This window comes from Rhodococcus sp. KRD175 (genome assembly GCF_017168275.1).
In the GTDB taxonomy this organism is placed as follows: domain Bacteria; phylum Actinomycetota; class Actinomycetes; order Mycobacteriales; family Mycobacteriaceae; genus Rhodococcoides; species Rhodococcoides fascians.
On sequence record NZ_JABFAQ010000074.1, the window covers coordinates 1 to 13,916 of the forward strand.

Annotated in this window: 20 protein-coding genes; 10 read left to right on the forward strand and 10 right to left on the reverse strand. The window is 62.9% G+C overall.

Annotation, left to right across the window (positions count from 1 at the left end):
• Nucleotides 1-225: 225 nt before the first annotated feature.
• Entirely contained in the window at nucleotides 226-519 is a 294-nt protein-coding gene (locus tag J1M81_RS25715) for a hypothetical protein (protein WP_206499153.1), read from the reverse strand.
• Between the two features lie 77 nt (nucleotides 520-596).
• Between J1M81_RS25715 and J1M81_RS25720 the strand changes: the two genes are divergently transcribed.
• Both J1M81_RS25720 and J1M81_RS25725 read left to right on the forward strand, forming a co-directional pair.
• Nucleotides 597-779, forward strand: coding sequence for a hypothetical protein (locus J1M81_RS25720; RefSeq protein ID WP_206499154.1), 183 nt, complete (start codon nucleotides 597-599; stop codon nucleotides 777-779).
• Between the two features lie 290 nt (nucleotides 780-1,069).
• Entirely contained in the window at nucleotides 1,070-1,483 is a 414-nt protein-coding gene (locus tag J1M81_RS25725; RefSeq protein ID WP_206499155.1) for a hypothetical protein, read from the forward strand.
• A gap of 50 nt (nucleotides 1,484-1,533) precedes the next feature.
• Here J1M81_RS25725 and J1M81_RS25730 read toward each other — a convergent pair whose 3' ends face one another.
• Both J1M81_RS25730 and J1M81_RS25735 read right to left on the reverse strand, forming a co-directional pair.
• Nucleotides 1,534-2,019: a hypothetical protein gene (locus J1M81_RS25730; RefSeq protein WP_230593454.1), complete on the reverse strand. Its 486-nt coding sequence runs from the start codon at nucleotides 2,017-2,019 to the stop codon at nucleotides 1,534-1,536.
• Between the two features lie 120 nt (nucleotides 2,020-2,139).
• Nucleotides 2,140-2,397 carry a hypothetical protein gene (locus tag J1M81_RS25735; RefSeq protein WP_032374951.1) on the reverse strand — a complete coding sequence of 86 codons (258 nt, stop codon included), beginning with the start codon at nucleotides 2,395-2,397 and terminating at the stop codon, nucleotides 2,140-2,142.
• A 41-nt stretch (nucleotides 2,398-2,438) separates the two neighbouring features.
• Between J1M81_RS25735 and lepB the strand changes: the two genes are divergently transcribed.
• The gene (lepB, locus tag J1M81_RS25740) at nucleotides 2,439-3,179 is read left to right on the forward strand and encodes a signal peptidase I (protein WP_032374952.1); all 741 of its coding nucleotides are present in this window, start codon (nucleotides 2,439-2,441) and stop codon (nucleotides 3,177-3,179) included.
• Between the two features lie 40 nt (nucleotides 3,180-3,219).
• On the opposite strand, the gene J1M81_RS25745 is transcribed toward lepB, so the two are convergent.
• Together J1M81_RS25745 and J1M81_RS25750 are read right to left on the reverse strand one after the other, a co-directional pair.
• Nucleotides 3,220-3,594 (reverse strand): PLD nuclease N-terminal domain-containing protein, encoded by a 375-nt coding sequence (locus tag J1M81_RS25745; RefSeq protein ID WP_027495537.1) that lies wholly within the window; start codon nucleotides 3,592-3,594, stop codon nucleotides 3,220-3,222.
• Between the two features lie 217 nt (nucleotides 3,595-3,811).
• Nucleotides 3,812-5,140: a glycosyltransferase 87 family protein gene (locus tag J1M81_RS25750; protein WP_206499156.1), complete on the reverse strand. Its 1,329-nt coding sequence runs from the start codon at nucleotides 5,138-5,140 to the stop codon at nucleotides 3,812-3,814.
• Between the two features lie 215 nt (nucleotides 5,141-5,355).
• Here J1M81_RS25750 and J1M81_RS25755 point away from each other — a divergent pair, with 215 nt between their 5' ends.
• From J1M81_RS25755 to J1M81_RS25765, 3 genes are all read left to right on the forward strand, one after another.
• The gene (locus J1M81_RS25755) at nucleotides 5,356-5,925 is read left to right on the forward strand and encodes a cysteine hydrolase family protein (protein ID WP_155288686.1); all 570 of its coding nucleotides are present in this window, start codon (nucleotides 5,356-5,358) and stop codon (nucleotides 5,923-5,925) included.
• A gap of 26 nt (nucleotides 5,926-5,951) precedes the next feature.
• On the forward strand, nucleotides 5,952-6,395 hold the full coding sequence (locus J1M81_RS25760; RefSeq protein WP_032400351.1) for a hypothetical protein: 444 nt from the start codon (nucleotides 5,952-5,954) through the stop codon (nucleotides 6,393-6,395).
• A gap of 241 nt (nucleotides 6,396-6,636) precedes the next feature.
• Nucleotides 6,637-6,909 carry a hypothetical protein gene (locus tag J1M81_RS25765; RefSeq protein WP_032374955.1) on the forward strand — a complete coding sequence of 91 codons (273 nt, stop codon included), beginning with the start codon at nucleotides 6,637-6,639 and terminating at the stop codon, nucleotides 6,907-6,909.
• Nucleotides 6,910-7,081: 172 nt separating this feature from the next.
• Here J1M81_RS25765 and J1M81_RS25770 read toward each other — a convergent pair whose 3' ends face one another.
• Both J1M81_RS25770 and J1M81_RS25775 read right to left on the reverse strand, forming a co-directional pair.
• Nucleotides 7,082-8,014, reverse strand: coding sequence for a TIGR01777 family oxidoreductase (locus J1M81_RS25770; RefSeq protein WP_032374956.1), 933 nt, complete (start codon nucleotides 8,012-8,014; stop codon nucleotides 7,082-7,084).
• Entirely contained in the window at nucleotides 8,011-8,682 is a 672-nt protein-coding gene (locus J1M81_RS25775) for a TetR/AcrR family transcriptional regulator (RefSeq protein WP_032374957.1), read from the reverse strand. The genes J1M81_RS25770 and J1M81_RS25775 overlap by 4 nt, the downstream gene beginning before the upstream one ends.
• Before the next feature lie 100 nt (nucleotides 8,683-8,782).
• On the opposite strand from J1M81_RS25775, the gene J1M81_RS25780 reads away from it, so the two are divergent.
• Nucleotides 8,783-9,457, forward strand: a complete 675-nt coding sequence (locus tag J1M81_RS25780; protein WP_032374958.1) for a class I SAM-dependent methyltransferase — start codon at nucleotides 8,783-8,785, stop codon at nucleotides 9,455-9,457.
• A gap of 66 nt (nucleotides 9,458-9,523) precedes the next feature.
• A complete protein-coding gene (locus tag J1M81_RS25785; RefSeq protein WP_032374959.1) occupies nucleotides 9,524-9,826 on the forward strand; it encodes a helix-turn-helix domain-containing protein in 303 nt (100 codons plus the stop codon).
• Here the strand turns inward: J1M81_RS25785 and J1M81_RS25790 are convergent.
• Both J1M81_RS25790 and J1M81_RS25795 read right to left on the reverse strand, forming a co-directional pair.
• On the reverse strand, nucleotides 9,784-10,413 hold the full coding sequence (locus tag J1M81_RS25790; protein ID WP_032374960.1) for a ClpP family protease: 630 nt from the start codon (nucleotides 10,411-10,413) through the stop codon (nucleotides 9,784-9,786). The two genes, J1M81_RS25785 and J1M81_RS25790, sit on opposite strands and share 43 nt — an antisense overlap.
• Entirely contained in the window at nucleotides 10,410-11,018 is a 609-nt protein-coding gene (locus J1M81_RS25795) for a ClpP family protease (RefSeq protein ID WP_032383042.1), read from the reverse strand. Before J1M81_RS25795 ends, J1M81_RS25790 begins: the two co-directional genes overlap by 4 nt.
• A gap of 98 nt (nucleotides 11,019-11,116) precedes the next feature.
• Here J1M81_RS25795 and J1M81_RS25800 point away from each other — a divergent pair, with 98 nt between their 5' ends.
• Both J1M81_RS25800 and J1M81_RS25805 read left to right on the forward strand, forming a co-directional pair.
• Nucleotides 11,117-11,584, forward strand: coding sequence for an SRPBCC family protein (locus J1M81_RS25800; RefSeq protein WP_206499157.1), 468 nt, complete (start codon nucleotides 11,117-11,119; stop codon nucleotides 11,582-11,584).
• A gap of 104 nt (nucleotides 11,585-11,688) precedes the next feature.
• Complete coding sequence (locus J1M81_RS25805) at nucleotides 11,689-12,138, forward strand: YdeI/OmpD-associated family protein (protein ID WP_206499158.1); 450 nt, start codon at nucleotides 11,689-11,691, stop codon at nucleotides 12,136-12,138.
• Between the two features lie 38 nt (nucleotides 12,139-12,176).
• Here J1M81_RS25805 and J1M81_RS25810 read toward each other — a convergent pair whose 3' ends face one another.
• Nucleotides 12,177-13,640, reverse strand: a complete 1,464-nt coding sequence (locus J1M81_RS25810) for a PLP-dependent aminotransferase family protein (protein ID WP_206499159.1) — start codon at nucleotides 13,638-13,640, stop codon at nucleotides 12,177-12,179.
• Nucleotides 13,641-13,916: the final 276 nt, after the last annotated feature.

Consider the following 13,916-nt stretch of genomic DNA (forward strand, 5'->3'; position numbering starts at 1 on the left):
TGAGCGGGGCGGCGGGGAGGTGCGGGTCCGGATAGTTCGCAAACGCGCGCGCACTTGTCAGAAATGCCCGGAATGGTGTGGCAATTATGGGAGCGTTCGGCAAACGCGCGCGCGTTTGCGAAGGTCTGCGAGAGCGTGGACCTCTGGCAGAGTCGTAGACGCCACTCTCGAGGGAGGCCTCGAGGTACTCCGGTCGGCGTGGGAGTCGGCTACGAGGGTGGTGCCTCACAGCCGTGTCGGACGTGCCCCCAGTATCGGTGCGGGAGCAGGGTCTTGCTTCTTGCGCGAATCGACCCGATACGCGAGATAGAGATACAGGCAGCCGGTAATGGTGCCGCCGAGACATCCTGCTGCGATATCGAGGGCGGTGGATCCTGAGTTGATCGTGAAGTGGAGCGAGAAGAACCCTATTGCGACGGCCGGGACGAGCGCCAGGGCGTTGATGTAATCGGCCCGGGTCGCGCCGCATTTCTTGCTCAATGCGCCGGTCATGACCCACTCGCGAAATGGCTTCTGCATCTCAGGCTCCTTGTATGGGTCTGATTCGTCCCGTTCAGCCAGGATGCCGGAGAGTTGGTTTAGGTGGGGTTCGAGTTATGCGCGCTGTTGTCTTCCTCGCTGTACTCGCGATCATCTACAAGTGGCCGGTGTTCGGAGACAGCCCTGGCCACTGGTCGGCCCTGAGTCAGGGAATCATGTTCGGCGCGATCATCTGCACCGTAGCTACCCGTGCGGGATGGAAGGCTATCCGCCGCATAGACGGACGGATGCGGTCTTAGGTTGATGCCCGTGGGGCGGCGTTGGTCCGGATTGCGCCGCAAACGCGAGCGCATTCGTCAGGTGCGCGCGGATTCGTCGCCAATTTCGACCGCCAGAGAGGGCCATTCGACAAAAGCGCGCGCGTTTGCGGCGGGGTTCAGTCCCGTTTCGTGACTCGGCCGGAGCAGTTCGGCGTGGGCACCCGTTGCCTCCCAATCCAACTGAATCGGGTGCAGATAGCCGCGCTCACCCTCTTTGCCAGGCTGCTTGTGAGTCGAGGGTGGTGAGGCCATGTGTTTGGGTGAGTCCCATGGACTGGGTCGGCAGAGAGCTGAGCGTGGCCGCCGGGAGTGGGGCAGTCACGTCTGCCGTACTCATCGCACCGGTCATCGATGGCAAGTGGTTGGATCTGACTCTCCCAGCCGTACTCGGTGCAATCGGTGGACTGCTGGTGGGATTCGCGGCGGTGGTCGGCGGCAAGTACGCACTGGAGACTGCGGTGCCGTGGCCACCGAGCGGTCGAAAACAATGGCGACACCGATTTGCCCTGTGCACTGCGGCAGTGGTGACACTATTTGTTGCTGGGCTCTTGGCATGGGCGAGCGCTTCCTCGGCGATGGTCGCGTCGGACAGCGCGGAGCCGCCAATACAGCTGATGGTGACAATTGCGTTGACTGCAATCAATTACGTGTTCGCGTACTTCCTTGCGCCCGAGGTCAACTGACTTCGGCTGGAGCGGTTCAGTCCGAACCGGTGAGCGCGCCGAGGACACGCTCACCGACAGGCGTCAGGGCCGTCGAACGCGCCCACGAATCTGCAGGCAACATCACGCGGGACTCTCCACTGATTGTCGTATCGCACGAATGACATCGGTCCGACGGGATAACCCTCCATGCTTCGGAAAGTTCCAACACCCATGGCCTCGACCGAATCGGGACCGGTCGAAGCGACGGTTGTGAATTCGATGTGTTGCGGATCCGGCTGAGCGCCCCAGGCGCGTGCGAGCCGCACGTTGTTCTCGGCCGGCCCGTCGAACAATCGAGCTCGATCTTCTTCGCGAATCGAGTAGTCCACGCTCGCTGCGAACAGAGCCGTCAACTGGGCTGCGGTCGGCACATCGTCGGTGATGGGCGGTGGCGGAGAGGCGAATTGCGTCGGGCTGATCGATGCGACCGGCGACTCCGGCTCGTCCACCTCGGCGGGGGAGCAGGCGCAGGCGAGCAACACCACAGCGACCGCGCTCACTCCAACAAGTTTCACCAGCCCAGTATGAACCGAAACAGCATGGTGGGTAGGTGAATCGGCGTCAGATACCCGACGTCGTCAGGCGTCGGTTGTGTTGGGCGGTGATCACCAGTACCGGTATGGCGATCGGCAGGATCAAGGCCTCCGCTGAAGAACGAGGGCAGCAGAAGCAGTCGTCAGGTTGTGGACCGCTACAGCCACTATCCATGCACCCACGGCCGCGATGGCCTGCGCACCCACTCGGAGGGCCGTCACTGTCCACGGTGAACGAACTACGAATTTGCCTATGGTCATCGGCAGATAGTGGCCCTCATTCACCTGTGACAGCTGCAGCGTAGCGACAGTCATCATGGCCGCGCTGATGGCGGCGATCAGGAGGCCGAGAAACAACATGCTCAGTACGCTACGCAAACTTGTGGCCCTAGGCTGCTGGTATGACTGCCGCTGCGAATTCCGATGAGACCCGTCGTCGGGTGCCGTCCTGGTTACGAGAGTTGACGGTTCTGGTCGTGGTCGCATTGTTATTGAGTGTGCTACTGCAAACATTCGTCGGCCGTGTCTATCTCATCCCGTCGCAGTCCATGGAACCCACTCTGCACGGCTGTCCCGGTTGTACCGGTGATCGAATCGTGGTGGACAAGATGACGTTTCGATTCGGCGATCCGCAGCCGGGTGATGTGGTGGTGTTCAAGGCTCCGACGGAGTCGTGGAACAGGGGATACAGCTCGAGCCGATCGAGCAACGCGGGAGTGAAGGCGTTACAAGACGCGGGATCGTGGGCCGGACTCGTCGCGCCCGACGAGAACGACCTGGTGAAACGGGTGATCGCAACAGGCGGGCAAACCGTCCAGTGTTGCGATGTGCAAGGAAGAGTCGAGGTCGACGGGCAGCCCCTCGACGAGCCCTACATCGCGTTCGACTTCCCCTACGACGCGGACACACTTACCTGCGCAACAGTTCCGCAGTCCGGTCGCTGTTTCGGGCCGGTGACCGTGCCGTCCGGAAATCTGTGGATGATGGGCGACAATCGAAGCGGCTCAGCCGATTCGAGGGCACACTCCCGTGACGAACTGGGCGGAACGGTCCCTATCGGGAACGTGATAGGCAAGGCCAGATTCATCGTGCTGCCACCGTCGAGATGGGGTGTCATCGACTCGCCTGCGATACAGCGCTGATCGACTGCGCATTCCCACGATCCTGTCGAGTAGCGGCGTCTTAGAACCCGAGATCGCGCTTACGACGCTCGCGTTCGATGCGTCGCTGTTCCTCGGCGCGTTCGCGGCATTGCCGGAGGAATTCGGCGTCCGCATCCGGATTCTGGGCGGCCTGACGTCCCGGCCGCGTCTCGTACTCGGGGTACGCGGAGTTGCTCGCGCGACCGTAACCGGACCCGCCGGCACCTCCCCAGATCCCGGCACCGACGGGTCGGCCCGCAACGAGCCAGGCCAACGACCCAGCGAACGGGAGGAAGACGATGAGCAGAATCCAGACGATCTTGGGCAGATAGCGGATGCCACCCTCGTCTGCGGTGATCGCGTCGATCAGACAGAACACCCACAGCAGCATGACCAGCAAACCGAAATACGGCATTGTGTCCCTCCATGTCCAAGACCGCTCGGTCCGATGTACCGAAGATCGTAGCGCTGTCTTCGCGTTTCCGACAGACGAGTCGGTTTGGAAGTCTGGGGCGGGGGCTCGGACACGGCCGGATGCAGCGTCAATGACCTGGGCAGTAGATATACAGGGATGATCGCTGCCCATCCCTGGTGAGCAGGACGGTCACCGGACCTGTGGGACGCGGGTGCGCCTATCGGCGAGCATCGTCATGGCCCGCGGTGGGCCTGATCCTCAGAGCGACGAAGACGACGACGAGGGTCGTGAGAAACACCGCGGGATAGGTGAATTGGACGGCGAACTCGAAGGCGGGGGAGCCCTCGAACATGAAGATTCCGATGGCCTTGATGCCGCGGTAGTCGGTGAAGTACCAGGCAGTCATCGGCGTGGTCACGGCGATCGGGGCCAGCCAACTCCACCAGGTTCGGTGTCGGTTGGCGTAGTCGAGAGCGAGGACGGTCAGCGGGATGCACCACACCCAGTGATGGCCCCACGCGAAAGGCGAGACCATCGGCGTCGCTATTCCACATATTGTCAGGGCCAGCAACGTCTTTCCGGCTGCCTGCGCGCGTGCCGCCACCCACAGCGCCAGAGCGGCGACGACGACGGCGAGCACCAGCCACACGGCGAAAGGAGGTGTATTGCCCGGCCACAGTCGAGCCAATGCGCCATGGATCGACTGGTTGGCGGGTGAGGCTAGCGCACCGATTCGTTCCGAGTCGATCATCGTCGACGTCCAGAATCTCCACGAATCGGCGGGAATGACGATCAGTCCGGCAAGCACGGTTGCTGTGAACGCAGCGATCGCAGTAACGGCTGCCCGCCACTGTCTCTGTGCCAGTAGATGAAGCACGAAGAATGCGGGCGTCAGTTTCAGTCCCGCAGCAATGCCGACACCCACGCCGCGGAGACGACTGCCCTCGCCGCGGGTGAGGTCGAGCAGAACGAGAACCAGCAAGAGCAAATTGATCTGACCGAGCCAGATGGTCATGCGAACCGGCTCGAGCCACGTCAGTGCCACTGCCAATCCGACACTGACGAGATACATTGTTGCGCTTCGATATCCGAGCGCGCGCCAGCTCGCGACCACGGCCACGTAGATCAGCAACAGGTTGATCGCCTGAACCACCGCCACAGCGCTCGTGACAGTGAGAAGGGCGAGCGGGGCGAAGGCCAACGCCGCGAAGGGCGGGTAGGTGAACGGTAGGCCGATGTCGAACAATGCGAACTCGTACAGCGGCTCGCCCTGTTGAACGACGTACGCACCGTGCCGATAGACGATGGTGTCGATTCCGTTGCCGAACAGACCGAAGGGGGTTGTCCATCCCAAGAAGTAGGCGTGCGCAACGATCGCGACGCACGCGGCGAGCGCCGACGCGAGGAACCAGCGCCAACCGAGCCGGCCGACGCCCGTCGCGTGCACTTCCGGCTGCGTCTCCCGGATGGCCGTCTCCTGGTCGTTCTCTGCGTGCACGTCCGAGTCCGACCGCGCGTAGAGCGGCCGAATACTGGACGTCGTCATGGCCTACACGATAGATCGTTGTACCTGATACAGAGAACTCGACACGGACAAACCGGTAGGTTTTTGTCAGCGTGTGGCTGGGACTCGTCTCCGTCCTCTCGCTCTCCGGACTGTTGATCTACGAACTCGCGACGCGATAGTTCGACGAAAATCCCGGGCCGCAACTCGACCCGGGATTTTCGCTGTCCCGATCGGCACCGGATAGGTTGATGTCCATGGATATCCGGGTGGCCGACCTTCGTCGACCTGCATTGATCGTCGTCGATGTGCAGGCCGGTTTCGAAAACTCGGAATTCTGGGGTCCACGGGACAACCCGTCGTGCGAGAGCAATATTGTCGATCTCGTTGAGTTCTGGCGGTCCCGGGCTTGGCCCGTGGTATTCGTTCAGCACGATTCCGACAATCCGGAGTCGCCGTTGTCGCCGACGCAGGACGGGCATCGCTTCAAGGACATGCTCGACGGGATTCCGGATCTGCTCGTCCACAAACGCGTCAATTCGAGCTTCTACGGAACTCCCGATCTGGACGCATGGCTGCGCGGCGAGGACATCGACCAGGTGGTCATCTGCGGAATCACCACCAATCACTGCTGTGAGACCACCGCGAGGATGGCTGGGAACCTCAGCTACGACACCTACTTCGTCATAGACGCGACGCACACCTTCGATCGCATCGCGCTCGACGGGACAGTCGTACCCGCCGCAACACTGTCGGCCATCACGGCCACGAACCTGCACGGCGAGTTCGCGACGGTGATCGAAACGAAAGACATAACTTCCCACTGACGTCGCCCAATTTGATACCGTTCGGTATGGCCGATCGGGGAGCAGTAGCAGGGCTCGCGGGACCCATTGTGCTGCTGTATCTGGGGTACTTCGCGTCGATCCCGACTCTATCGTCGCTGGTCCACGGGATCTTCGACCCTCGAATAGATTGGGCCGACACGGGTTTCGGTGAAGTGTTGCTGTTTTCGTTCCTGGTCGTGGGCGGTCTCGCCGCGTGTGTTGCGGCAGTTCGCACACTGGCCGGCTCTCCGAGGTTCCCCGGAATCGTCGTCACACCGGGGTCGTCGATCGGAAGGAAAGTCGACGCGGTGGTGGTGACACTCATTGCCTACGCCGTCGTTGTTCTGGTGTTCGCGACCGCTACCGCATCAGCCGCAATTCTGGTGCCGCTCATCGCGGCATGGGCTTGCTCCAACACGATTCGGAATTTTCGCGAACTGAAGAGTCGACGTCGAGCCTCCGCAACATAGCCCATGAACACCGTGCTGATGCTGATGCTGATGCTGTGGTTCGTCGCGTTCGCGTACGCGGCGTCCGTCGGATTCCGTGGCAGAGCAACGCATCCCGACTACTACGGTGCACGAGTGTCGGACGCGGTGAAGTCGACACCCCGACTGCGTGCACGAGCCAATCGATCGGTCGGGATCTGGTGCACGGTCGGTTCCATGATGGCTGTGGTGCCGATCGTATGGATCGGCTCCGACTTCCACCGTGAAAGAACGACTTGGGAGCTGGCCGGTCTGGCTGCTTACGTCTTCGTCGTCGTCGTCGTCGTCGTGGTGGTTGGGGGGTTACCCGCTGGAGAAGATCAAGAAGTCGGACGTTCGGAAGGTCCAACAACGCGAATGCGGCCGTCAATTGTGCTCGGGCTGCGTCGATTTCGGAGGTGTTGCCCGCAAGATGGTGGAGCAAGGCGCGTTGAAAGATCCCGTCGAGCAGGATGTAGGCGGAGGGGCGGTCGAGGGCCGATTCGGAGCCGCGTAGTTCGCAGTACTTCGTCACCACGCGCCAAATTATGTCTTCGCGACGTTCCTCGATGTCCAAGACGTCAAGTGACGCTCCCTCGCCTCGGACCGTGCAACATGGATCACGGGAAGTCATTACATTCTGGACGGCGGCCTCTCGGCGTCGCTGGTGTAGCGCTCGGAGCTCCCCGTCAGCCGAGGGCGACGGGGAGCAGGCCGGGTCGCGTCCGAGATGCGATGTCGGCCAACGCACCCTCCAGCGTCGGGTATCGGAAGTCGAACCCACTGTCGGTCAACACCTGCGGCTCGACCCACCGACTCTTGAGGACCAGCTCGGGTTCGGTTCGGATCACCCGTGCGCCCAGCTTCAGCAGCCATGCCGGCGTCGCCACTCCGTGATCGCGGCCGAGAGCAGACCGAACCTGGTGCATCAGAACCTCGTTGGTCACCGGGAACGGTGTCGCCACGTTGACAGGTCCGGCGATGTCCGAGGTGGCGTACAGATGGTCGAGAGTCCGAGCGACATCATCGACGTGCACCCAGCTGAACATCTGGCCGCCATCGCCCATGCGGCCACCCAAACCCACTCGCGCCAGATCGATGATGGGGTTGATCGCCCCACCGCCTGCGCCCAACACGATCGACAACCGCAGTGCCACTCGGCGAATCGACACGTCGGCGTCGAACAGCTCGCGCTCCCACGACCTGGCCACCTCGACCGAGAAGCCCGATCCCAGTTCGCCGTCCCGTTCGCTCATCGACCTGTCGCGGGCATCGCGATAGATGGTTCCGGTGCTCGCGTTGACCCACAGCGCCGGCGGATTCTGCGCTTGTGCCAAGGCACGCCCGAGCTGGGCTGTCGTCTGAATTCGCGACGACATGATCGCGTCGGCGTTGGCCTTGTTGTAGCGACAGCTCACCGAGCGGCCGGCGAGGTTGACCACCAGATCGGACCCGTTCAGGACCTCGACGAGACCGCGATGGTCGGACCATGGTGCATCGCTGGACGATCCGCGTCCGACCGTCCTGACGCCGATCCCGCGGTCCTCGTAGTAGCTGCGCAGATACCCGCCGATGTAGCCGGAGGCACCGCACAGGACGACGGTCGATGGTGAATCGGTCATCGACTAAACCCTTCTGGAGAGGTCATTCGTTTCAGGAGACCGGCGACATCGGCTACCAGGCCGCGCGCAACCGGGAGTCGGGCGAGACGAACCGCCTTGGATACGACGGGTACGAGCCCGTCGACCAGAGTGCGGGTGCGAGTCTGGTTGTCGGACGAATCGGTGACCCAATGCAGCGTGACGCCCATGTAGATCATCCAGAGCAGCAGCGGGAGTGCATCGTTCAGCGACGCGGGTACCTTCTGCTTGGATGCATCCAACGTGGTGCGCATCAGATCGATGGCCATGGCTCTGGCGTCGGAGGATTCCTCGGAGAACGGACTGGAGCTGGACCTCGTCGGCAGCGCCAGCTGGAGGAAAGCGCCGCCGAACGCGTGATACGGCGTCAGGACGTCCAAGCCGGAATGCAGAACTGCGGCCAGGTTCTCCGACAGCGACCCGCCCTGGGTGATGACCTGCTCCGCACGTTCGCGGTGATCGCGCTGGATCACCACATACAGCTCGTTGACCAGTTCGTCCTTGCCTGCGAAGTAGTAGTACGCATTGCCGAGCGACACGCCGGCCTCGTCGGCGATCCGGCGCATGGTGGTGGCCTGGAACCCCTCTTCGCGAAACAGCCGAAGAGCCACTTCGACCAGCTTGTCGCGCGTCTCGGATGTGCGGGCCATGCGGTCACCTCGTTTTCTGAACGTGTTCAAAAAGGACGGTAGACCCATTTTTGAACATGTTCAAGCGCAACGGCCGGGGACCGACCTGGATACTCGACGCATGCTCAGACGAATGGGAACCTCGCTGATCGGAGGCAAGGGGGCTCAATGGGTACAAGCGCTCAACGCGAGGCATCCGTGGAGTCACAACGACTACTTCCACAGCTGGATTCTCGCCAACCTACCGAGCCGACGACGCGAGGCAGTCGACGTGGGTTGTGGCCGTGGCGGTCTCGTGCACTCTCTCGCACCGTATTTCGATCACGTCACCGGAGTCGACATCGACTCCGACATGCGCCGCCGCACAGGTCTTGCGTGCTCCGATGTCACCAATGTGACTGTCTCCGAACGCCAACTCGACTCGTGGGCGGACGAATCCGTCGACCTGATCACGATGATCGCCGTTCTCCACCACCTCGACATCGACGACACGCTTCGCCAGGTCGAGCGTGTTCTTGCGCCGAACGGCCGGCTGCTCGTCGTGGGTATGGCTGCGCCACGAAGTCCTCGGGATCTGCTGTGGGACGCCGTATCCATCGTGACCAACCCGCTGATCGGCTTCGTCGGCCATCCCTGGCCGAGCCCAGCGGGAAAGCAGCCGGCACCCTTCCCGGTCAAGGACCCGGTGCTCAGTTTCGACGAAGTGAAGCGGTCGGTCGACGCGATACTGCCCGGGACAACGATGCGACATCGCGTCGGATTCAGGCACACCATCGAATGGACGAAGCCCGGGTGACCGGAAGGTTCTCTGCTCTGAGCAGAATCGCCGACCCTTGATGGGATCGAGGCTTAGGCTCCGATCATGGGCGAGGTCATACGAATCGATGAGCGCCGAGCAGCGCGCTCAGTGGAACCGCTGTGGCGTGAGGTGGTCGGACGCCGGCTGCGCGAGCGCAGACACTCCCGCGGCGACACACTCGCCGACACAGCAGCGCGAGCAGGCATTGCGCCGCAGTATCTTTCGGAGCTCGAACGCGGCCGCAAGGACCCGTCGAGTGAGATTCTTGCGGCCGTCGTCGGGGCACTCGGCACGTCGATGGCCGAAATTTCAGGTCTGGCGCATCACGACCTGTCGCGAGGAGACGCGACGTTGATGGCTGCCTGACGTCGTCCTTCGAGGACTTGGTCGACCAGGCCGTACTGCAGCGCCGACGGAGCCGTCAACACCAGGTCACGGTCGGTGTCGTGCCGAATCTTCGCGGCATCGCGTCCGGTGTGTTTCGCCAGAATCATCTCCATCTCGGCGCGCACCCTGACGATTTCGTCGGCAGCGAGAATGAGATCGGGAATGGTGCCTCGCCCCTGCCCCGCAGGCTGATGCAACACCACCCGGCTGTGCGTCAACGCCGAACGTCGACCCGGCGCACCTGCGGCGAGCAGCACCGCGCCGGCCGCCACTGCCTGCCCCACACATGTTGTGGCGACAGGGGATCCGATGAACTGCATCGTGTCGTAGATCGCCAGCATGGCCGCAGTATCGCCGCCCTCGCAGTTGATGTACATGGAGATTTCCTGATCGGGGGAGTCGGCCTCCAGATGCAACAGCTGCGCGATCATCGCATTCGCAACACCGGCATCCAGTGCGGTGCCGAGGTACACGATGCGTTCGCTGAGCAGATGCGAATAGACGTCGACGACGCGTTCGCCGCGCGAATCACGGGTGACGACATTGGGAATGGTGTACGTACTCATCGGGCCATCTCCATCCCGAACGACACCCGACGCGCAGGCATGACCTGATCGAACGAACTGACGATGGCGTCGACGAACCCGTAGTCACGCGCGGCGTCCGCGGTGAACCAACGATCGTGCAAGGAGTCGTCGAATATTTGCTCTCGTGTCTGCCCGGTGTCGTCGGCGATGAGACCGAGCACCGTATCGCGGGTATGTCGAAGATCGTTGGCCTGCACCTCCACTTCGACAGCAGAACCTCCGATGCCGGACGAGCCCTGGTGCATCAGAATCCGCGAATGCGGTAGTGCGTAGCGCTTTCCGTGGGTTCCCGACGACAGCAGGAATTGACCGGCGCTGCAGGCCAATCCGAGTGCCAACGTCGAGACGTCGCAGGGAATCAGGTGCATCACGTCACGGATCGCGAGCATGGCAGGAACCGATCCGCCAGGGGAGTGAATCCACAGGGCGATATCGGCCGACGGGTTCTCGGCCGCCATCGTCAACAGATGGGTGGTGAGGACGGTGCCGTTGTCGTCGTCGAGTGGACCGTCGAGCACGAGGATTCGATGACGTAGGAGTCGGTCGCGGAGTTCTGGTGGGAACATTCGGGGTGTCTCGCTCATGGTTCGAGTGTGAACTCCAATAGCGCTGCGTGCCAACGATTCTGCTGTCGGCAGAGACGCTGCTCAGAGCTGCGTGACGCTCGAGGGACAATGGAGGCATGACAGCACTCGAATTCTCCGATTCCGTCGTCGTCGCCGCATCGCCCGAGGACGTCTACGCCGTCGTATCCGACGTCACCCGAACAGGTGAATGGAGCCCGATCTGCCAGGCGTGCCGGTGGAACGAACCCGACGGCGGCGGTGTGGGATCGACGTTCACCGGACGCAACGTCACACCCGACCGCACCTGGGAAACGGTCTCGACCGTCGCAGCGGCCGAGCCCGGACGCGAATTCGCGTGGGTCGTCGGCGACAACTTCGTCCGCTGGGGATACACACTCGAAGCGGTGGACGGCGGCACCCGACTGACCGAGAACTGGAACTTCTTGCCCGACGGCATCGCTTTCTTCCACCGCAAATTCGGAGACTCCGCGCAGGAGCAGATCGACACCCGCAGCAAGGCCGCGCTCGACGGCATTCCGCGCACCCTGGCGGCCATCAAGCGCATCATCGAATCGGAGTCCTGACAGGGTAGGTGCGCTGGCTGTCCACTTTTCGCGTCGGCGCGCGATTCCGCCTGCAGACACGAATTGTGGACACTCAGCCCTGTAGTCGCGCCTATTCTGTGCCGATGACGTCGACGGTTCTTCAACTGACCGCGGTCCTCGAGCCTCGCGGCCCAGCGGCTGCGATCGTGCTGACCGACGCCCAGGTCGCGTCACTCGGCAGCACCAAGACGCCGCCGGTGCGGTTCACGATCGGTGGGCAGACGGTGGCAGGACGCATCGGGCGCATGGGTGGGGAGAACCTGCTGGGCCTGAACAAAAGTGTGCGCACGACGCTCGGAGTCGAGGCCGGCGACACCGTCGACGTGACCATCGAACTCGACGACGAACCGCGCACCGTCGAGCTACCGGCCGAGCTCGCCACTGCACTCGACGCCGAACCTGCGGTGCGCGCAGCATTCGACGCACTGTCTCCGTCGAAGAGAAAAGAACACGCACGATCGGTCGCCGACGCCAAGCGCGCCGACACCCGCGACCGACGCATCGCGTCGATCGTCGAGGCTCTTCGGCCCTGACGTACCACCCGGCATTGGGGCGCGGGTGTCAGCGTCGATCAGACCACTGTCGCGGGCCTGTTCGATGCGATGACCTCCGTCGGCCTGTCCGTCGCAGACAGGCGCGCGAGAATATCTACAGCCGAGGTGATGTCGGGAAGTGAACGAGTGAAGGGGATGCGTTGACGGTCGTCGAAGGCATATCCCGTCCCGAATCGTAGTCCGGGTGCCAGCAGCACTCCGTGCGACTGAGCTTCGGCGACAAGGGCACTGGATCGAAGACCGTCGGGCAGGGAACACCATAATGCGAGCCCGCCGTCCGGAACGCGGAAGTGCCAATCGGGCAATCGATCTCGTATCAGAGCAACGGTGTGATCACGTGCGACTCTCGATATGTCGGCGCGCACTCGGCGTACCTCGTCGTATTTGCCCATCAACTCGACCGCAGCGAGTTGATCGAGAATGGACGTCGAAAGTTGGCGTCGCGCATAGGTGGCGGCGATCCTCGCCAGTAGCCCTGCCTCGGCGCGAACCCACCCGACTCGCAGCCCACCCCACACCGTCTTGCTCGTCGACCCGATCGTCACCGTCGCACTATCCGGCGTTGCCGCCCCGAAGGGTTCGATGTCGCGCGACCCGTCGAGGGACAGGTCCGCCGCTACCTCGTCGACGATGGTCAGTACTGCGTGGCGGTGCATCGTTGCGGACAGCTGTCGGCGGGTGCCGAGGGGGAGTCGAGCTCCCGATGGATTGGAGAAGTCGGGCATGAAATAGGCCAGGGTCGGTGCGCTTTGACGTGCGGCACGGTCTGCGGCCGGCACGAACGCCTCGGTCTCGTCCGGGTCGATAGGCACCGGGATGCATCGGCCGCCGAGCGAGTGGACGAGTTCGACGACACCCGGATACGTCGGGTGCTCGACCAACACGCGGGCAGCCGGCTCGGTGAATGTCGCCAAAACCGCATGGATGGCGTCGGTGGCACCGGAGGTGACGAGGATGTTCTCGGCTGTGGTCGACACTCCGCGCCCACGGTAGTAGGCGGCGATCGATTCGCGGAGCTCGAACAGCCCGAGTGGGGCATAGCCGCCGGACGCGAATCGGCCCTGAATCCTTTCGGCCGCGGTTCTGTACGCATCGGCCAGCAGAGGAGAAGCCGACGGTGACGCGTTGACCAATTCCACTGTCGCACTGTCACGGTCGCCGGCGAGGGAACTCCAGGCCGGCATCGGCCCCGTCGGGGAAACGTATGTGCCCGAGCCCCGTTGGGCGCTGATCCAGCCACCTTCGCGGAGGTGGCGATAGGCCGACGCCACCGTGACCCGACTGACGTCCAGACTGATCGAGAGTGCCCGCTCGGCGGGTAGCCGCGTCTGAGCCGACACCTCGCCGTTCTCGATCAACCGCCGCAACTCGTCGGCGATCTCGAGGTAGAGCGGACCACCGGATCTGTTGCGCAGAGTCGACGGGCCGATGCGTGCTGCCAACTCCGGGGCCGAGATCGCGGTGGCGTCGAACGAGTCCATGCAGTCCACTGTCGCACACTGGACTGAACTATTCACGGTAAAACCAGTCCATTGTTGTCGCATGATCGCAATTGGAGCTGTATTGGCCTTGTCATTGGTCGGCGCGGGATGGACCGTGGTCGCCCTACGGGAGGGAGGGAGAAGCGCGCCTACTGGTCCGCCGCGCAGTCGTGTCGATGTCGACTGATGTGGCTGAGCTGCAGCAAACGCGCGCGCATTCGTCAGACGCGTCCGAGTTTGCTACCGATTCGGGGCCTATTTCGCTCGCACCTGGCA